The following is an 18,781-nucleotide window of genomic DNA, read 5'->3' as shown; positions in this document are numbered from 1 at the left end:
CTTCGTCGTCTCCTTCGGTCCTCTAGGCTTCGGCGTCGACCGCGCGCACGGCGTCGATCAGCAGGTCGCGGCCCTCGGCCGCGTCCTCGGCGGACAGGGTCAGCGGCGGGGCCATCCGCAGCACGTTGCCGTGCACGCCGCCCTTGCCGACCAGCAGGCCGCGCTCACGGGCGGCCTCCAGCACCTTCCCGGCCAGCGGGGAGGAGGGGGCGCCGGTGCGCGGGTCGACCATCTCCACGGCGAACATCAGGCCCTTGCCGCGCACGTCGGACACCGACGGCAGCTCGGTCAGCGGGCGCAGACCCTCGATGATGAGCGAGCCCTGGCGCAGCGCGTTCCCCTGGAGGTCGTGCTCCAGGACGTGGTCGAGGGTGGCGCCGGCCGCCGCCATCGACACCGGGTTGCCGCCGAACGTCGCCACGCCCAGTGCGGACAGCCCGTCCATGAGGTCGCCGCGCGCCACGACGCCGCCGACCGCGAAGCCGTTGCCCAGACCCTTGGCGAAGGTCATCGCGTCCGGCGTCACGCCGTGGGCGCCGATGCCGAAGAAGCTCGTGCCGGTGCGCCCCCAGCCCGTCTGCACCTCGTCGGAGACGAACAGGATGCCGTGCTCGTCCAGCACCTCCTTGTAGGCGGCGTACAGGCCGTCCGGCGGCATGGCGAACCCGCCCACGCCCTGGATCGGCTCGGCGATGAGGCAGGCGACGTTGGGGGAGGCGGTGTCCAGGACGTCGCGCAGGTCGGCGACGCAGGCCTCGACGTACTCCTTCTCCGACATGCCCCGGAAGACCGGCGAGGCGTGGTCGGTGCCGTGCAGGTAGTGCACGTTGAGCGGGGACAGGGAGGAGTTCTTCCAGCCCCGGTTGCCGGTCACCGCGATGGTGCCGTACGAACGGCCGTGGTAGCTGCCGCGCATGGCCAGCACCTCGTCGCTGCCGCGCGCGCAGGTGGCGAGCAGCAGGGCGGTCTCGTTGGCCTCGGTGCCGGAGTTGGTGAAGAACACCTTGGCGTCCGGGATGCCCGAGAGCCGGGCGATCTTCTCGGCCAGTTCGACCTGGGAGCGGATCAGGTACAGCGTGGAGGTGTGCACGACCCCCTTGGCGATCTGCCGTTCCACGGCCTCGCGGACCTCGGCCACGTCGTAGCCGAGCATGTTGGTCACGATGCCGGTGAAGAAGTCCAGGTAGGTGCGGCCGTCCGCGTCGGTGACGCGGGAGCCGCTCCCGGAGACGATCTCCAGCGGGGACTCGTAGTACAGGGGCAACCAGGAGGGCATGACCGCGCGGTGGCGCGAGAGAAGTTCCGACATGGACCCAGTCTCTCCGGGGGCCGCGCCCTTGACCAGAACCACCATGTTGACAACGTGCAGGTCGAACTTACGATCTGTAAGAGCCCAGGGAAGGCCCTCCCACCAGGGGATCGGCGCGGAGTGCGGACGAACGTCCGTGCAGAGTGTCAAGGGTGGCCGGATCCCGTCTGACACTGTGTCCTAGAATGCGAACGTGCTTCCCACCCTCGCCGAGGTCCTCCGCCTTCCCGCGCTCCAACGGGCCCGACCCCGCGTCGTGGTCGGTTCCGAACACCTGGACGTGGCCGTGCGCTGGGTCCACATCGCCGAGGTCACCGATCTGGCCCACCTGCTGCGCGGAGGCGAACTGGTGCTCAGCACCGGCATCGCCATGCCCGACGATCCCGAGGCCCTCAAGCGCTACATCGACGACCTGGCGGCCGTCGGGGTCAGCGGTATCGCCGTCGAACTCGGCCGCAAGTACCACGCCGAACTCCCCAAGGCCTTCCTCGACGCCGCACGCGAGGCCCGCGTCCCGGTGATCCTCCTGGACCGGGAGGCGCGGTTCGTGGAGATCACCGAGGCCGTGCACATCCGGGTGGTCAACGAACAGCTGGAGGAGCTGCGCGAGTCCGAGAAACTCCACTCGGTCTTCACCCGGCTCTCGGTGGAGGGCGCCGACACCGACCGCATCCTCCACGAGGTCGCCCAGTTGTCCGGTTGCCCGGTGGTCCTGGAGAACCTCTCCCACCAGGTCCTGGCCTGCGATCTCAACGGTGAGGACCCCGGCACCCTCCTCACCTCGTGGGAGAACCGATCGCGCGCCGTGCGCTCGGGCACCCGCACCGTCCACGCCCCGGCCACCGGCTGGCTGGTCACCACGGTCGGCGCCCGCGGGCAGGACTGGGGGCGGCTGATCCTCATCGCCGGGGCCAAACCCACCCCGCGCCAGAGCATGCTCATCGAACGCGCCGCCACCACGCTGGCCCTGGGCCGCCTGCTCGAACGCCACCAGGAGAGCCTGGAACGCCAGACCCACCGCACGATCATCGCCGGCATCATCGACCGCGCCTACTCCGACCCGGAGGAGGCACTGGTCCGGGCCCGGGCGGTGGGCGTGCCGCTCAACAACCGCGAACTGGTGGGACTGGTGCTGCGCCTGCGCGAGAACGGGACCGGGCTGGCCGCCCAGGCCCGCCTGTCCGACACCGCCGAGGGCGCCGCCCGGGCCTGCCGCGACCTGCGTCTGCCCGCGCTGGTGGGATCGCTCGACGACCTGCGGGTGGGGGTGCTGCTGGCGCTGCCGCCCCGACGACGGGTCGACGCCACCCTGCACATGCTCGCCGACCGGTTGGCCGGCTCCGTCGGCGACGCCGCGGTGCTGGCGGTCGGTTCGTCCACCGACGACATCCGCGACGTGCGGCGTTCCTTCCTGGAAGCGCGCCAGGTGGGGGACGTGGCGGTCCGCCAGAGCGACCGCCGCCCCTTCTACCGGCTGCCCGACCTGCACCTGCGCGGCCTGCTGCACCTGTTCCGCGACGACGAGCGGCTCCAGACCTACGTGGAACGCGAACTCGGGCCGCTGCTCGACCACGACGCCCGGCACGGGTCCGATCTCACCGCCATGCTGCGGCACTACCTGGCGGCCGGCCGCAACAAGGCGCTGGCGGCCACCAACGCGCACCTGTCCCGGCCGGCGTTCTACGATCGGCTGCGCAGGATCGGCAACGTCCTCGACGCCGACCTGGACTCCGTCGAGACCTGTCTGTCGTTGCACGTGGCGCTGCTGTCACTGGACTCGGTGCGCGACGAGCAACGCTGACCACGTCCGGTCTTCACCTCGGGGCCGACTGTCCAGTAGCCTTGGAATCCGTTGTGATGGCAGTGGTGACTGATGAAATCCGCTGTTCATCCGCGCAAAATACATCGGATTCACGGAGGGCCATGTGAGCGGCCAGTCGGACCCCACCCCTCAGCGCAGGGGCAACGGCATCGTCCTCGACGAGACCGCCAAACGCATCATCGAGGTGCTCCAAGAGGACGGTCGCCGCTCCTACGCCGCCATCGGCAAGGCGGTCGGCCTCTCGGAGGCGGCCGTGCGCCAGCGCGTCCAGCGCCTCCTGGAGTCCGGTGTGGTCCAGGTCGTCGGCGTCACCGACCCCATGATGCTCGGCTTCCACCGCCAGGCCATGATCGGCGTGCGCACCGACGGCGACCTCAACACCGCGGCCGACGCCGTCTCGGAGGTCCCCGGAGTGGAGTACGTGGTCATCACCGCGGGCTCCTTCGACCTCCTGGTCGAGGTCGTCGCCGAGAACGACGCCCGCCTCCTGGAGATCCTGGCGGCCATGCGCGCCATCGACACGGTGCTCAGCACCGAGACGTTCCTCTACCTCAAGCTGCGCAAGCAGACCTACGCCTGGGGGACCCGATAGGGGGCGATGCCCACCGGATCCCCCGGGCGCCCTCGCGCGGACCGGGACGGAGCGGAGGTTCGGGAGGAGCCGCCTACAGGCGGGCGAAGGCGTCGGCGAGGATGTCCAGGCCCTCGTTGAGCAGGTCGTCGCCGATGACCAGCGGCGGCAGCATGCGGATCACGTTGCCGTAGGTGCCGGCGCTTAGCAGGACCAGACCCTGGGAGTGGCAGTACGACAGCACCTCGGCCAGCACCTTCGGGGCCGGGGTCCCGTCCTCCTCGACCAGCTCGATCGCGATCATCGCGCCGCGCCCGCGCACGTCGCCGATGACCGGGTGCTCCTCGGCCAGCTTGCGCAGCCGTCCCAGCATCAGGTCGCCGATCTCCCGGGCGCGCCCGACCAGGTCGTCGGACTCGATGGCCTCCAACGAGGCCGACGCCGCCGCGCACGCGGTGGGGTTGCCGCCGTAGGTGCCGCCCAGACCGCCGCCGTGCACGGCGTCCATCAGCTCGGCGCGACCGGTCACCGCGGCCAGCGGCAGTCCGCCGGCGATGCCCTTGGCGGTGGTGATCAGGTCGGGGACGACGCCCTCGTGGTCACAGGCGAACATGTCCCCGGTGCGGGCGAAACCGGTCTGCACCTCGTCGGCGACGAACACGATCCCGTTGGCGCGGCAGAACTCCACGATCGCGGGCAGGAAGCCCGGGGCCGGCTCGATGAAGCCGCCCTCGCCCTGGATGGGCTCGATCACCACGGCGGCGACGTTGTCCGCGCCGATCTGCTTGGTGATCTGGTCGATGACCATGGCCGCGGCCTCCGGGCCGCAGTTCTCCGGGCCCGTGGGCCAGCGGTAGGGGTAGGCCATGGGCATGCGGTGGACCTCGCCCGCGAACGGCCCGAAGCCCTGCTTGTAGGGCATGTTCTTGGCGGTCAGCGCCATGGTGAGGTTGGTGCGACCGTGGTAGGCGTGGTCGAAGACCACGACGGCCTGGCGGCCGGTGGCGCTGCGGGCGATCTTCACCGCGTTCTCGACGGCCTCGGCACCGGAGTTGAGCAGGATCGAACGCTTCTCGTGGTCGCCCGGGGTGATCCGGTTCAGGGCCTCACAGACCTCCACGTACGCCTCGTACGGGTTGACCATGAAACAGGTGTGGGTGAAGCGGCCCAGCTGCTCGGCCGAACGCTCCACCACGCGCGGGTCGGCGTTGCCCACGTTGGTCACCGCGATGCCCGACCCGAAGTCGATCAGGGCGTTGCCGTCGACGTCCTCGATGATCCCGCCACCGGCCCGGGTCACGTAGACGGGCAGCACGCTGCCGACACCCTTGGCGACGGCGGCGACGCGGCGCTCCTGGAGCTCGCGGGACTTGGGGCCGGGGATCTCGGTGACGACCCGGCGGGACTGGGCGACCTCGGTCACTGCCATGCGTCTGCCTCCTTCAGTGCGATACGGGGGTGCGGAACGGGTCCGGGACCCGAACGGCCCCGACCCGGACGACATTAGGGTGAGCCGGAGCCGGCGGACATGGACACGGTGGATAATCGACGCAGGTCCCTGCGCCAATGCGGCAGGGTCATCGACCGCGACGAGTGGAGGACCGATGCCACCGACCCTGGGCGGACTGGTGCGGACGCCCTCCCTGGGGCTGCGCCCGCTCACCGGCGGAGAGGGACTCGACCGCCGGGTGGAGTGGGTCGCGGTCAGCGAACTCACCGACCCCACCCCCTACCTGGCGGGCGGCGAACTGCTGCTCACCACCGGGGTGCGCTGGGTCGACTCCCCGCCGGACCTGCGCGCGTACGTGCGCAGGCTGGCCCGGCGCGACATCGCCGGTCTGGGGTTCGGCGTGGGCGTGGCCCTGGAACGGACCCCCGACGAACTGCGGGAGGCCGCCGCCGAATTCGGTGTCGTGCTGCTGGAGGTGGAGCGGGCGACCCCCTTCATCGCGGTCGGCAAGGAGGTCTCTCGGCTGTTGGCCAAGGAGGAGTACGAAGGGCTCAGCCGGGCCTTCACGGCCCAACGCGACCTCACCCGCGCCGCCCTGTCGGGGGCCGGGGCCATCGTCGATCGGCTGGCCCGCGACCTGGGCGCCCGGGTGCTCCTCCTGTCCGCCGACGGTTCCCTCGCTCACGCCGCCCCCACCGGGGCGGACCGGCACCCCACCGATCTGACCGAGGGGCTCGACCGGCTCAAGACCGCGGGCCCGCGCGCCAGCATGGCGATCACCGTGGGGGACGAGCACGTCTGGGCCCAGCCCCTGGCGACGGGCCGTCGGGTGCGGGGGTTCCTGGTCGTGGGCGCCGGCGGCCGGCTGGGTCCCGAGCAGCGCACCCTCGTCAACGCCGCCGTGTCCCTGCTGTCCCTGGAACTGGAGCGCGACGCCCACGGGGACGTCGCGCGTCTGGGCGAGGGGGTGCTCGTCGCGCTCCTCACCGGGGCCCTGGACCCGACCCGGCCCGGCGCCGAACGCCTCGCCGCGGCGCTGCCACCCGCCCCGGTCGTGGTCGCCGTCGCCGACGAGGTGGGCGCGCCCCACCCGCCGCACGGGATCCTCACGGCCGGGCACGAGGGCCGCGCCTTGTTGCTCGCCGGCGCGGACACCGCCGTGCCGACCATCGCCGATCTGCTCGACGGTCCCATCGGGGTGAGCGACCCGGTCGACCACACCGGACTCCCGGTCGCCCTGGCCCAGGCCGAACGGGCCCGGGAGGCGGCACGTGCCCAGGGGGGCGGCACGGTGCGGGCCGCCGAGCTGCCCGGCGGCCTGCTCGGTCTGACCGACACCCCGGCCGGGGTCGGACTGGCCGAGGATCTGCTGGCGCCGTTGCTGGCCGAACGCTCCCACGGGGAACTGATCGCCTCGCTGCGCGCCTATCTGGCGGCGTCCGGCCGCTGGGACGCCGCCGCCGACGCCCTGGGCGTGCACCGCCACACCCTGCGCTACCGCATGCGCCGCATCCGCGACCTGCTCCCGGTCGACCTCGACGACCCGGACGCGCGCGCCGAACTGTGGATCGCCCTGCGGCTGCACGCCGCCCACGGGTGAAAGTCGGTACCGGTTCCCGCGTTCGGGGGATGCCGGCTCGCGTCATCCACGACAATGGTCGCTGACAGCGCTGGGTGATCGAATGATCACCCGATCGACGCCGGGGGCGGACGTGAGATCACTACAGGACGACGAGCAGGGGATCGAGGAGGGGCACGGGGCGCGGACGGCGGGCACGGCGCCGCCGACCATCCGGATCACCCGGGTGGGGGCGGAGGGCGTCTCTCTGCGGTGGAGGCCACCCGACGACCGGACCGACCCCCGCGCCCTGTTGGCCTACCTGCGGGCCTGTCTGCGGCGCGAGGCCGTGCACACCCACACGATCCGGCCGGACCGGCTCGGCGGCGACACCTGCGCCTGCCTGCCCGGCGGCTTCGAGACACTGTTCACCGGGGCGGGCGACCGGATACCCCTGAGCCCCGACGCGGCCCGTGTCGTGCGCCTGGCCGCACGACACGGGCAGGCGCTGCGCTACGGCTACCCGCTCGTCCTGCTCGGAGAGGACGACGACCCGGTGGCCCTGCCCCTGCTCACCGTGGACGTTCAGGTCGTCGACGACCCCGACACCCCCGAGATCCCCCGGATCCGCGCGATCGGTCCGCCCGACGTCAACGCCGCGCTCCTGCGCCACCTGGACACGACCGACCCCGATGACCTCTTCGAACTGCGGACCCGGCTGCGCGCCGGCGCCCCCGACCCGATCGGGCGCCCCGCCGCCGTCGCCGACCTGGCCGTCAAGGTGCGCACCCTGCTCACCCGGCTGGAGATCGAACGCGTCGACGACATCGACCCGATGTCCACCCGGAGCACCCCCCGCGCGTTCGTCGACGGCGCCCACAACGTCGCGGTCCTGTTCCGCGCGGGGCCGGGCGGCCACCCCGACGGCGAACCCGAACCGGGCACCGTGGAGGCGATCCTGGCCGACCTCGACCCCACCGAACACGACGGCATCGACCCGACCGCCCTCGGTGGCACCGCCTTGGAGGCACTGCTCGGCCCGCCCGAGCGGACCGTCGAACCGGAGGAACCGCGCGGTCGCAGGGCCCGTCGGTCCCGGGTGGGGGAGGACACCGCCGACGCCCCCGTCGAGGCCCCCGTCCCCCTGTGCGCGACCCCTCTCGACCAGTCCCAGTACGAGGCCCTGTGCGCGGCCCTGACCGAGCGGCTCACCACCGTGGCGACCCCCTCGGGGACCGGTGTGCACGACCTCGTCGACGCCGTGGTGCGCACGGCGGTCGGCGAGGGTTTGCGGGTCCTGGTGTGCGGTCGCACCGAGCACGACGTGCGGGAGGTCGTCCGGCGGTCCGAGGCGGGCCCGGCCCACCCGGTGGTGCGGGTCGGCGGCAGGGAACACCGCGTCGACGAGATCGGGCTCATCGGCCGACTGCTCGCCGAGCGCTCCGGACCCCCGCCCGTCGAGGAGGCGACCCCCTCATCAGGGGCGGAACCGTCCCACCACTGGTCCCGGGTCCTCACCGCGTGGGCGGACATGGACGCCATGGCCGCCGGCGGCCACGAACTCGCCCACCTGGCCGAGGAACGCGAGCGCGGTATCAAGGCGGGCTGGGACCCGGACCGGCTGTTCAGCCCCGAACGGGGCGGCCCCGAGTACTGGCTGCCCCGGGCCGAGCGCGCCTTCGCCGGAGGGCTGGGCGCCTTCCAGCACCGCGGCGCGATCCGCCGCGAACTGGGTCTGGAGACCGACCCCGAGACCCTGGCCCGGCTGTGCGCGGTCGCCCGCCTGGAGAGCCGGTGGCGTGCTGCCCTGGACCGCCGCGTCCGGCACGATCCCCTGGACGCACTGGTCGCCCGCCTCGACGAGGCCGTGGAGGGTCACCGCCGGATCGGCGCCGAGCGCCTCGGCGCGGCCGTCGAGTCCCGTCTGCGGCGCGGCCGGCCCGCCCTGGAGAACCGGCTGGAGACCCTCAACTGGCACCACGGCGGCGGCTGGCCGGGCATGACCGGCCTCATCGAGGTGCTGCCCACCTGGGCCTGCCGGACCGACCAGGTCCGCGCCCTGCCGCCGCAGGCGGGCCTGTTCGACCTCGTCATCGTGATCGGCGCCGAACGCACCCGGGTGGCCGAACTGCTCCCCGCCCTTCACCGCGCCGAACGGGCCCTGGTGCTCGGCGACCCGGCGTACCCCGGCCCGGCGAGCGTCCTCGAAACCGACGAGGAGCGCCGCGCGCTGGCCTTCGCCGGGCTCGCCGCGGACCGCCTGGACGAACGGGGCCTGCGCCACGGGTCGGGATCGGCCCTGCACGCCGCCCGACGGGCGGCCGAGCGGACACTGTGGCTGAACGAGCACCTCGGGGCGCCGCCCCTGCTCGCCGAGACCGCCTCGCGTCACTGCTACGAGGGACGCGTGTCGGTGCGCACGGCCCCCGACCCCGGCGGCGGACCGGCCTTCGAGTGGCGCGACGTCGTCGGGGTCTGCGAGGCCGCCCCCGGCATGTCCTACATCAACCGGGAGGAGGCCTACCGCGTGGCGGTGGTCGTCGACGAGATCGACGAGCACCTGCCGCGCGGACGCGTCATCGCGGTGGTCGCCCCGACCCGGCCACAGGTGGCCCTGCTGCGTCGGCTGCTCGGATCGCGGACCTTCCGTCACCGGGTCCTGGTCGGCGGCCCCGAACTGTTCGACGCACCCGGCCGCGTCGACATCACCGTGCTGTCCCCCCTGCTCACCCGGGGCGCCCCCGCCATCGTGGAGCGTCGGATCCGTCGCATGGGCCACCTGTGGTCATCGGTGCTCACCCGGACCGGACAGCGTCTCGTGGTGGTGGGCGACCGGGCCCACTGGGAGGCCGGTGACGGTCCGCTCTCCGCGTTGCTCGCGGCCCCCGAGAACGACCCGGGCCGGGCCTGCCGGGCCCTGGTCGACCGACTGCGGGCGGCGGGCACCCGGGTCGTGCTCCAGGAGGCGGTGGAGGGCTGGACCGCCGACATGGTGGTCCGCTTCGGCGCCCGGCGCCTGCTCATCCTCTTGGACCGGGAACCGGACGGGCGCCGGCTGCGCCGCCTGATGGCCCGCGGCGACGCCCTCAACCGACTCACCGGGGACCCCGTCGTGGTCGTTCCGGCCTGGCGCTGTCTGGCCGATCCGGAACGGCTGGTCCGGGAGATCCTCGCGGCCCACTGAACCCGTCGGCCGGTCCCGGTCGGGACCGGCCGACGGCGGAGCCGCACCGGTCCGTGCGAGGGCGCGGAGGAGTGTTCGGCGACAGGCCCTAATCTGAGTGCGGCAACGGCGCGTATCGGCTCAGACGAGGGGGAACGGGTGCCCGAGGGTCACACTCTGCACCGGTTGGCGGCGCACTTCGACAAGACCTTCGGCGGCGGTGCCGTGCGGGCCTCCAGCCCGCAGGGACGGTTCGCCGAGGGCGCCGCCCGCATCGACGGCCGCGTCCTGACCACCGGCGAGGCGCACGGCAAGCACCTGTTCCTCGGATTCGACTCGGGGGAATGGCTGCGGGTGCACCTGGGCCTGTACGGCGCCTGGAGCTTCGGCGACGCAGACGGCGAACGCCATCTGGGCGCGCCCCGGGCCGAGGGGGCCGTCCGGACCGCCCTGACCCACGACGGGGACGGGTTCGTCGTGCCGCCCGCGCCGGTGGGGGCCGTGCGCGTCCGCCTGATCACCACGTCGGGCTGGGCCGACCTGCGCGGCCCCTCCGCCTGCGAGGTGATCACCGAGGAGGAGAAACTCGCGGTCCAGGGGCGCCTGGGGCCGGACCCGCTGCGTTCCGACGCCGACCCCGAACGCGCCTGGCGGGTCGTCTCGCGCTCCCGCACGAGCATCGCCGCCCTGCTCATGCGGCAGGAGGTCATCGCCGGGATCGGCAACATCTACCGTGCCGAGTCCCTGTTCCGCGCGGGCCTGGACCCCATGACCCCCGGCCGCGACCTCACCCGGGAACGGTGGGACGCCCTCTGGGCGGACCTGACCGGGCTGCTCCGGGACGGTGTCCGCGACGGGTACATCATCACCACCCGCCCCGAGCACCGGCCCGACCCCGAGGCCCGCCCGGTGCCCCGGCCGGACACGCTCTACGTGTGCTACCGGACCGGTGAGCCCTGCCGTGTGTGCGGCTCCCCGATCGTCGCCGGCGAACTGGCGGGACGCACCCTCTACCACTGCCCGGGCTGCCAGTCCGGTCGAGCCCCCACCCGTCCGGGAGGGTGACGGCCCAACGTCGTACAGTACAATCCCACATCGCCGCTTAACCGGTTCAGCAACTGAGGCCAGGGGGACGAATGGGGGGTTTGATGCGACGCCCGACCATCATGGACATCGCCAAGGCCGCGGGGGTGTCCAAGGGGGCGGTGTCCTATGCCCTCAACGGTCGGCCCGGGGTCTCGGAGGAGACGCGTAAGCGCATCCTGGGGATCGCCCGTGATCTGGGGTGGGCGCCCAGCAGTACGGCCCGCGCCCTCTCACCCGGCGGCCGGGTCGGCGCCATCGGTCTGATCATCGATCGGCCCGCCCACTCCCTGGGCGTCGAACCGTTCTTCATGCAGTTGGTGTCGGGGATCGAGATGGAGCTGGCGATCACCGGAAGCGACCTGTTGTTGCATGTCACGGAGGATCACCAGGCGGAGATCGGGGCTTATCGGCGCTGGTTCGCCGAACGTCGGGTGGACGGGGTGATCATGGTCGACCTGCGGGTCGACGACCCCCGGATCGCCTTGGCCGAGGCCCTGCCCCTGCCCGCCGTGGTCCTCGGCGGCCCGCACGGCGCGGGCCCCCTGCCGTGCCTCTACACCGATGACGCCGCCTCCATCAGGGAGGTCGTGCACTACCTCGCCGCCCTGGGTCACCAGCGCATCGTCCGGGTCGCCGGCCCGGACGGGTTCGTGCACACCCGTGATCGGACCCGGGCCTTCGAGGCGGCCTCCGCCGAGGTGGGCCTGGCCGACGCCGTCACCGTCCACGCCGACTACACGGGGGAGGCGGGCGCCCGCGCCACCCGCCGCCTGTTGGCCCGCACCGAACGACCCACCGCCCTGGTCTACGACAACGACGTCATGGCGGTGGCCGGGCTGGGCGTGGCCCGCGAGATGGGCGTGGACGTTCCCGGCCAGTTGTCCATCGTGGCCTGGGACGATTCGACACTGTGCCGGTTGGTGCACCCTCCGTTGACCGCGGTCGCCCGTGACGTCGCCGCCTGTGGTCGAGAGGCCGCGCGCATGCTCGCCGAGGCCATCGGCGGCCGGGCGGTGCGCAGCCGCGAGACGGCCCGGGGAGAGCTCCAGCCGCGCGGCAGCACGGGGCCCCTGGCGGGGTAGCCCCGCCCGTTCCCGATCACCGACACGCCCCATGTGAACGCGGGCTCCGCCCGTCCGCCGGGGCTACCGTGAGAGCGCCACCGAAACGCCGTGCGCCGTGGAGGACCACCGCGCACGACGTGCCCTTCACCGTCCCGTCGGAGGGGAGTCGACGACCCGTGCGGAACCGGTTCAGCGACACCCGCGCAAGCGGCTTTCCCACATCTGTGCTGTTACAAGCGAATAACAGCGGAGTGACGCCCATTGACGCCCTTCCTGTCGGCGTGTTGTTGTTAACGTCACTTACCCGGTTCAGCAACGGCCGTTTCAGCGCCCCCGATTGGGAGCGCTCCCACCTCTCCGATCCCCGGAGGGGTGGCTCCCCCCCAACGAGCGGCCGACCGGGTGGAAGAAGGAGGAGTCGACATGAGATCTCTTCGACTTCCGGCGGCACTCGCAGCACTGGCCCTCGCGGTCACGGCGTGCTCGGGTGACGGCGGCGGCAACGAAGGAGGTTCCGGGGAGTACCCCCGGAACGAGACCCTGTACACCACCGGTACGGCCTGGGGGCCGCCCGCGAACTGGAACCCCTACATGCAGGGGCAGTACGCGGTCGGCACGGTGGGGTTGGCTTACGAGCCGCTCTTCCTCTTCGACCCGAACACGAACGAGTACGTTCCCTGGCTGGCCGAGAGCGACAGTTGGCCCGAGGAGAACGTCCACGAGATCGTTCTGCGCGAGGGCATCACCTGGACCGACGGCGAGGCCTTCGACTCCGCCGACGTGGTCTCCACACTGGAGATCGGCCAGTTCGGCTCGGTGCCCTTCAGCAACCTGTGGAACTTCATCGAGAGCGTCGAGGCCGTCGACGGGCAGACCGTCCGCGTCACGTTCGGTGAGAGCCGCCCGCAGGAGTGGATGAACTGGGTCTACTCGCACCCCATCGCCCCGGAGCACATCTGGTCCGGTAAGACCGAAGAAGAGGTCATGAGCGATGTCAACGAGAATCCGGTCGGCACCGGTCCTTACTCCTACGAGTCGCACACCGACGACCGTCTTGTCTGGGAGCGCAACGACGACTGGTGGGGCACCGGTCTCCTCGACCTGGAGATGAAGCCCCGCTACATCGTCGACCTCGTCAACGCCTCCAACGACATCACCCTGGGCATGCTCCAGCAGGGACAGGTCGACCTGTCGAACAACTTCCTGCCCGGCATCGACCAGGTCATCAACGGCAACGAGGCGATCACCAGCTACTACGACGGCCCGCCCTACATGCAGGCCGCCAACACCGCCTGGCTGGTGCCCAACACCACCAAGGCCCCGCTGGACGACCCCGAGTTCCGCCGGGCGCTGGCCCACTCGATCAACATGGAACAGATCGTCACCGGCCCCTACGCCAACCTGGTCGAGCCGGCCAGCCCCACCGGTCTGCTCCCGATCTGGGACGACTACATCGACCAGGAACTGGTCGAGGAGAAGGGCTTCTCCTACAACGCCGACGAGGCGGTGGGTCTCCTGGAGGAGGCCGGCTACCAGGACGAGGACGGCGACGGCTTCGTCGAGACCCCCGACGGTGAGCCCATCACCCTCACCCTGGAGGTCCCCGCCGGCTGGACCGACTGGATGGAGTCCGCCAACGTCATCGCGGCCAACGCCCAGGCCGTCGGCATCAACGTCGAGGCGCAGACCCCCGAGTTCGACCTGCTGGTGGACAACCGCAACTCCGGTGAGTTCGACCTGCTCATCAACAACGAGCGCGGGGCCAGCAACACCCCCTGGACGTACTACGACTACCTCTTTCAGCTGCCGGTCAACGACCAGCAGACCACGGTGAACTTCCACCGTTACGAGAACGAGGAGGTGTGGGACCTCGTCGAGCAGCTCGCGGCCGTCCCCGCGGACGACGTCGAGGCCGCCGCCGCGATCACCTCGCAGATCCAGGAGATCCAGCTGGAGGAGCTCCCGGCCATCCCGCTCTGGTACAACGGCATGTGGTCGCAGGCCAACAACACGTACTGGACGAACTGGCCGAGTGACGCGGAAGGCGCTCCGAAGAGCTACGCCACCCTCTGGAACGGCATGTGGCAGCTCGGGGCGATCAACACTCTGGCCACCATCGAGCCGGCCGGCGAGTAGCCGCATCCCCGGTCGGCGGGCACGGGCCATTCCCCTCCCACCCGAGTCCCACCGACCCCACCCCGGGCGGGCACGGCGCGAAAGCCCGCCCGGGGTGCCCCCGACGCCTTGCCGGGCGGGACACCGGAACACCCGAGGACCCCGGAACATCCGGGACGACCGGGCCGGGTCCCGCCCTCCGTCGGGGCTCGTCGTCCGTCCGCCACCATCACCTGGAGGAACGTGTGTGGCGCTACATCGGCCGTAAGCTCTTCGTCTACCTGCTTACGTTCGTCATCGCGGTCACCATCAACTGGATGATCCCGCGCTTCATGCCGGGCGACCCCGTCCGGAGCATGCTCTCCCGCGCCTCGGTCGGCAACCCCGAGGCCCTACAGCGCATGAACGACTACTACACCGGGGTGTTCGGGTTCGACACCCCCCTGCACGAGCAGTACCTCGCCTTCTGGGGCGGCCTGCTCCGCGGGGACCTGGGCGTCAGCGTCATGCTGTACCCCCAGCCCGTGCTGGACATCATCCTGAGGTCGGTGCCCTACACGCTGGCACTGCTCCTCCCCGCCATCATCCTGAGCTGGATCGTCGGCAACCGGATCGGCGCCTTCGCGGCCCGCAAGAAGCTGCTCGACAACACGGTCCTGCCGGTCGGGTACATCCTCACCGCCATGCCGTACATGTGGCTCGCCCTGCTGCTGGCGTGGAGCCTGGGCATCGTCGCGGGAGTCCTCCCGACCTCGGGCGGCTACTCGCCGACGCTGCGGCCCGAGTTCAGCTGGCTGTTCATCTCCAGCCTGATCACCCACTGGATCCTGCCCTTCCTGTCCATGTTCATCGTGGCGCTGGGCGGCTGGGCGATCGGCATGCGGAACATGATCATCTACGAGCTGGAGGCGGACTACTCCAACTACCTCCAGGCCCTGGGCGCCCCGACCCGGCTGATCCGCCGCTACGCGTTCCGCAACGCGATGCTGCCGCAGATCACCGGCCTGGCCGTGCAGCTCGGCACCGTGCTCTCCGGCGCGCTGCTCACCGAGATCGTGTTCAACTACCCCGGCCTGGGCACCCTGATCCTTCAGGCCCTCAACAACCGCGACTTCTTCGTGTTGCAGGGGACCTTCCTGTTCGTGGTCGTCGGCGTGCTCATCGCCAACTTCATCATCGACATCGTCTACGTGCTGGTCGACCCGCGTACCCGGGTCCAGATGACGGGAGGCGCGGCGTGAGCGAGATCGCCGGAGCCCCGGGCACCGCGGACGCCGCGGACGCGCCCGAACCCACGGCCGAGCGCAAGACCTCCGAGGTCCTGCACTTCGCCGTGCGCAACCCCAAGCTGCTCATCGGCCTGGGCATCGTGCTCACCCTGTTGCTGACGGGGATCATCGGGCCGTTCTTCATCGACCACGATCCCAACGAGTACGTCGGCCCCCAGAGCCAGCCGCCCAACGGCGAGTACTGGTTGGGCACCACCTCGTTCGGACAGGACATCTGGGCCCAGTTCGTCTACGGGCTGCGCTCGACCTTCCTCATCGGCGCGTTCGGCGGCGGTGTCGCGTTCGTCATCGGTACCACGGTCGGGTTCGTCGCCGGGTACAAGGGCGGGATCATCGACGAGATCCTCAACATGCTCACCAACGTCGTGCTGGTGCTGCCCGCCCTGGTCGTCCTCATCGTCGCCACCGCCTACCTGGACGTGCGCGGCATCTTCGTCCAGGGTGTGTTCATCGGCCTGACCTCCTGGCCGTGGGCCGCGCGCGCGGTCCGTTCCCAGGCGCTGTCGCTGTCCACCCGCGACTACGTCGACCTGGCACGGCTCAGCGGACGCCGTACCTGGCGGATCATCACCACCGAGATCGCGCCCAACATGAGCTCCTACCTGGTGATGTCGTTCATCCTGCTGTTCGGCGGCTCCATCCTCATCGCCGCCGGCCTGGACTTCATCGGCCTGGGGCCCTCCAACGGCGTCTCGCTCGGTCTCATGCTGGAGAGCGCCATGAAGTGGAGCTCCCTGTACCTGGGCATGTGGTGGTGGTTCATCCCGCCGGGCCTCGGCATCACGACGATCGTGGGCTCGCTGTACATCCTGAACGTCGGGCTGGACGAGGTGTTCAACCCCAAGCTGCGGGAGCTGTGATGACTCTGCGAGTCAATGACCTCAAGGTCTACTACCAGACCCTGCGCGGGGACGTCCACGCCCTCGACGGTGTGACCTTCGACCTGGCCGACGGCGAGATCATGGGTCTGGCCGGCGAATCCGGCTGCGGTAAGACCACCCTGGGCAAGAGCCTGATCCGCCTCGACACGCGCATGCGCCACGTCGGCGGCACGATCGAGCTGGACGGCAAGGACGTGCCCATCGCCGACGACAAGGCGATGGTCCCCCTGCGGTACCACGAGATCTCGCTCATCCCCCAGTACGCGATGAGCGCCCTCAACCCGACCCGCAAGATCGGGCGGATGATCAACGAGCTGCTGCGGGCGCGGGGAGTGCGCCCGGTCGACATCGCCGACGAACTCCGGCGCCGGCTCGAACTGGTGGGCCTGGACCCCGACGTGCTGAACCGCTTCCCGATCGAGCTGTCGGGCGGCATGAAGCAGCGCGTCGTCATGGTGATGTCCACCCTGCTCAACCCGTCGCTGCTCATCGCCGACGAGGTCACCTCCGCCCTGGACGTGTCCACCCAGCGCGCGGTCGCCGAGTCCCTGGTGGAGTTCCGCGACCGCGAGTACGTCAAGAGCATGGTGTTCGTGACCCACGACATCTCGCTCGTGTACCAGATGGCCGACACGATCATGGTGATGTACGCGGGGCACATCGTGGAGAAGGCGTCCGCGTCCACCATCGTCAACGCGCCCCGGCACCCGTACACGCAGATGCTCATCTCGGCCCTGCCCGAGGTGGGGACCACCACCGACCAGGGTCGGTTGGAGGGCATCCCCGGTACACCGCCCGGGTTGTTGAACCCGCCGACCGGGTGCCGGTTCAAGGACCGTTGCCCGTTGGCGTTCTCGAAGTGCTCGGAGCGGCCTCCGCTGGTCGAGATCGAACCCGGCCACTGGGCCGCCTGCTGGAAGACGGGGTGAGACGGACGTGCTGGAACTCAGCCACGTGCACAAGGTGTACCGGGTGGGCGCGTTCGGCGGCGGCCGACTGCGCGCCGTCCGGGATGTCAGCCTGAAGGTGGAGCCCGGCGAGGTCGTCTCCCTCATCGGGGAGAGCGGCAGCGGCAAGAGCACCATCGGCAAGATGGTGCTGGGGCTGTTCAAGCCCAGCTCCGGGAGCATCACCTTCGACGGCACCGACATCACCACGATCCGGGGCCACACCGCCCGCAAGGCCTACTACCGGCGGGTGCAGGGGGTCTTCCAGGACCCGTTCAGCTCCTTCAACCCGATCTTCAAGGCCGACCGGGTGTTCGACATGATCCGGAGCTCCTACTTCCCCGGCGTCTCGGACGCCGACTGGCGGGAGCGGGTGCTCAAGGCGATCGGCACGGTGCGTCTGGACCCGGACAACGTCCTGGGCAAGTACCCGCACCAGCTCAGCGGCGGCCAGATGCAGCGTCTGCTCATCGCGCGGGCGCTGCTGCTGGACGTGGACCTGCTGGTCGCCGACGAGGTGATCAGCATGCTGGACGCCTCCACCCGCATCGACGTGCTCAACCTGCTCGCCGACCTGAAGGAGCGGGGCCTGGGCATCCTGTTCGTCACCCACGACCTGTCGCTGGGCAACTACGTCAGCGACCGGTCGGTGATCCTGCGCAAGGGCGCCATCGCCGAGATGGGGCCCACGGCCAGGGTGTTCGAGAACCCGCTCCACCCCTACAGCCGCCACCTGCTCTCGTGCGTGCCCCAGCTGCACCGCACCTGGGCGGAGGTGGACGCCGAGCTGGCGGCGAACCCGCCGGACCACTTCGAGCTTCCGGTGGCCCCCGACGACGAGTCGGCGCCCCTGGTGGAGGCGGAGCGGGGTCACTTCGTCGGGATCGACCAGGGCTGAGATCGAGGACCGTCCCGGGGGAGGGACGCGGCATCCCCGTGCCCACGGGCGATGTCGCGCTTCTTCCCCTGGCGTACCTCGGATATTCCCCCGAGGTTCGTGCGTGTTGCCACACCGAAAACCCTCGCGATCCCAGGGGGCTGTGGTACGTTCGAGGTGATTGTTAGTCGTTGAATTTCGCAGTTGGTGTCTTGCCCGCGGAGTTTGTGACCGGCGGGCGGTTTCCCTGGGAAGTCGGCTCGCGGCAATTCTCGGGCGTGAGTCTGCGCCCGTTGTACACCGAGCTGAAGGAGACAATATGGCTCAGGGAACTGTGAAGTGGTTCAACGGCGAGAAGGGCTTCGGCTTCATCTCCCCCGACGACGGCGGCCCCGACGCTTTCGTTCACTACAGCGCGATCCAGGGTTCCGGCTTCCGTAACCTGGAAGAGAACCAGCGCGTGGAGTTCGACATCGTCACCGGCACCCGCGGCCCGCAGGCCGAGAACGTCGTCGCGATCTAAGTAGTATGACCTCCCGCTCCTCGGAGTGGGACCACATACCGCGGAGCCCCCGGAAGGTACGCCTTCCGGGGGCTTTTCCGTGTCCGGGACCGGACCCGGGGGGGGGGGGGGCGCCGGGGCCCATCC

The 18,781-nt window shown here is 70.9% G+C and carries 14 protein-coding genes; 12 read left to right on the top strand and 2 right to left on the bottom strand.

The window, feature by feature from the left end; genetic code table 11:
* Positions 1 to 22: 22 nt before the first annotated feature.
* Positions 23 to 1,309 carry an aspartate aminotransferase family protein gene (locus RM479_RS22900; protein WP_311513811.1) on the bottom strand — a complete coding sequence of 429 codons (1,287 nt, stop codon included), beginning with the start codon at positions 1,307 to 1,309 and terminating at the stop codon, positions 23 to 25.
* Positions 1,310 to 1,502: 193 nt separating this feature from the next.
* On the opposite strand from RM479_RS22900, the gene RM479_RS22895 reads away from it, so the two are divergent.
* Together RM479_RS22895 and RM479_RS22890 are read left to right on the top strand one after the other, a co-directional pair.
* Positions 1,503 to 3,110: a PucR family transcriptional regulator gene (locus RM479_RS22895; protein ID WP_311513810.1), complete on the top strand. Its 1,608-nt coding sequence runs from the start codon at positions 1,503 to 1,505 to the stop codon at positions 3,108 to 3,110.
* Between the two features lie 124 nt (positions 3,111 to 3,234).
* The gene (locus RM479_RS22890; protein WP_274808530.1) at positions 3,235 to 3,723 is read left to right on the top strand and encodes an Lrp/AsnC family transcriptional regulator; all 489 of its coding nucleotides are present in this window, start codon (positions 3,235 to 3,237) and stop codon (positions 3,721 to 3,723) included.
* 73 nt (positions 3,724 to 3,796) lie between these two features.
* Here the strand turns inward: RM479_RS22890 and gabT are convergent, their stop codons facing one another.
* Positions 3,797 to 5,131, bottom strand: coding sequence for a 4-aminobutyrate--2-oxoglutarate transaminase (gene gabT, locus RM479_RS22885; protein WP_311513809.1), 1,335 nt, complete (start codon positions 5,129 to 5,131; stop codon positions 3,797 to 3,799).
* Between the two features lie 175 nt (positions 5,132 to 5,306).
* Between gabT and RM479_RS22880 the strand changes: the two genes are divergently transcribed.
* The 10 genes from RM479_RS22880 (at position 5,307) to RM479_RS22835 (ending at position 18,655) form a co-directional block, all read left to right on the top strand.
* Positions 5,307 to 6,752 carry a PucR family transcriptional regulator gene (locus RM479_RS22880; protein ID WP_311513808.1) on the top strand — a complete coding sequence of 482 codons (1,446 nt, stop codon included), beginning with the start codon at positions 5,307 to 5,309 and terminating at the stop codon, positions 6,750 to 6,752.
* 112 nt (positions 6,753 to 6,864) lie between these two features.
* Positions 6,865 to 9,894, top strand: a complete 3,030-nt coding sequence (locus RM479_RS22875; RefSeq protein WP_397222929.1) for a DNA helicase — start codon at positions 6,865 to 6,867, stop codon at positions 9,892 to 9,894.
* Positions 9,895 to 10,032: 138 nt separating this feature from the next.
* Positions 10,033 to 10,938 carry an Fpg/Nei family DNA glycosylase gene (locus RM479_RS22870; protein ID WP_311513807.1) on the top strand — a complete coding sequence of 302 codons (906 nt, stop codon included), beginning with the start codon at positions 10,033 to 10,035 and terminating at the stop codon, positions 10,936 to 10,938.
* An 83-nt stretch (positions 10,939 to 11,021) separates the two neighbouring features.
* Positions 11,022 to 12,041, top strand: coding sequence for a LacI family DNA-binding transcriptional regulator (locus tag RM479_RS22865; RefSeq protein ID WP_311513806.1), 1,020 nt, complete (start codon positions 11,022 to 11,024; stop codon positions 12,039 to 12,041).
* Between the two features lie 405 nt (positions 12,042 to 12,446).
* A complete protein-coding gene (locus RM479_RS22860; RefSeq protein ID WP_311513805.1) occupies positions 12,447 to 14,159 on the top strand; it encodes an ABC transporter substrate-binding protein in 1,713 nt (570 codons plus the stop codon).
* A gap of 224 nt (positions 14,160 to 14,383) precedes the next feature.
* A complete protein-coding gene (locus tag RM479_RS22855; protein ID WP_311513804.1) occupies positions 14,384 to 15,379 on the top strand; it encodes an ABC transporter permease in 996 nt (331 codons plus the stop codon).
* On the top strand, positions 15,376 to 16,287 hold the full coding sequence (locus RM479_RS22850; RefSeq protein ID WP_274808523.1) for an ABC transporter permease: 912 nt from the start codon (positions 15,376 to 15,378) through the stop codon (positions 16,285 to 16,287). Before RM479_RS22855 ends, RM479_RS22850 begins: the two co-directional genes overlap by 4 nt.
* Positions 16,287 to 17,237, top strand: a complete 951-nt coding sequence (locus RM479_RS22845) for an ABC transporter ATP-binding protein (RefSeq protein ID WP_274808522.1) — start codon at positions 16,287 to 16,289, stop codon at positions 17,235 to 17,237. Before RM479_RS22850 ends, RM479_RS22845 begins: the two co-directional genes overlap by 1 nt.
* A gap of 7 nt (positions 17,238 to 17,244) precedes the next feature.
* Positions 17,245 to 18,153, top strand: a complete 909-nt coding sequence (locus tag RM479_RS22840; RefSeq protein ID WP_311513803.1) for an ATP-binding cassette domain-containing protein — start codon at positions 17,245 to 17,247, stop codon at positions 18,151 to 18,153.
* 298 nt (positions 18,154 to 18,451) lie between these two features.
* Positions 18,452 to 18,655, top strand: a complete 204-nt coding sequence (locus tag RM479_RS22835; RefSeq protein ID WP_274808520.1) for a cold-shock protein — start codon at positions 18,452 to 18,454, stop codon at positions 18,653 to 18,655.
* Positions 18,656 to 18,781: the final 126 nt, after the last annotated feature.

It is taken from the genome of Nocardiopsis lambiniae, from assembly GCF_031845465.1.
GTDB classification, from domain to species: Bacteria; Actinomycetota; Actinomycetes; order Streptosporangiales; family Streptosporangiaceae; genus Nocardiopsis; species Nocardiopsis lambiniae.
The sequence above is the reverse complement of the archived record's forward strand: the minus strand, read 5'-3'. Positions and strand labels throughout refer to the sequence as shown.

Coding starts and splice junctions, on each gene's coding strand:
- RM479_RS22880 (WP_311513808.1), top strand. CDS start 5,307: ATGCCACCGACCCTGGGCGGACTGGTGCGGACGCCCTCCCTGGGGCTG.
- RM479_RS22860 (WP_311513805.1), top strand. CDS start 12,447: ATGAGATCTCTTCGACTTCCGGCGGCACTCGCAGCACTGGCCCTCGCG.
- RM479_RS22835 (WP_274808520.1), top strand. CDS start 18,452: ATGGCTCAGGGAACTGTGAAGTGGTTCAACGGCGAGAAGGGCTTCGGC.
- gabT (WP_311513809.1), bottom strand. CDS start 5,131: ATGGCAGTGACCGAGGTCGCCCAGTCCCGCCGGGTCGTCACCGAGATC.
- RM479_RS22845 (WP_274808522.1), top strand. CDS start 16,287: ATGACTCTGCGAGTCAATGACCTCAAGGTCTACTACCAGACCCTGCGC.
- RM479_RS22900 (WP_311513811.1), bottom strand. CDS start 1,309: ATGTCGGAACTTCTCTCGCGCCACCGCGCGGTCATGCCCTCCTGGTTG.
- RM479_RS22865 (WP_311513806.1), top strand. CDS start 11,022: ATGCGACGCCCGACCATCATGGACATCGCCAAGGCCGCGGGGGTGTCC.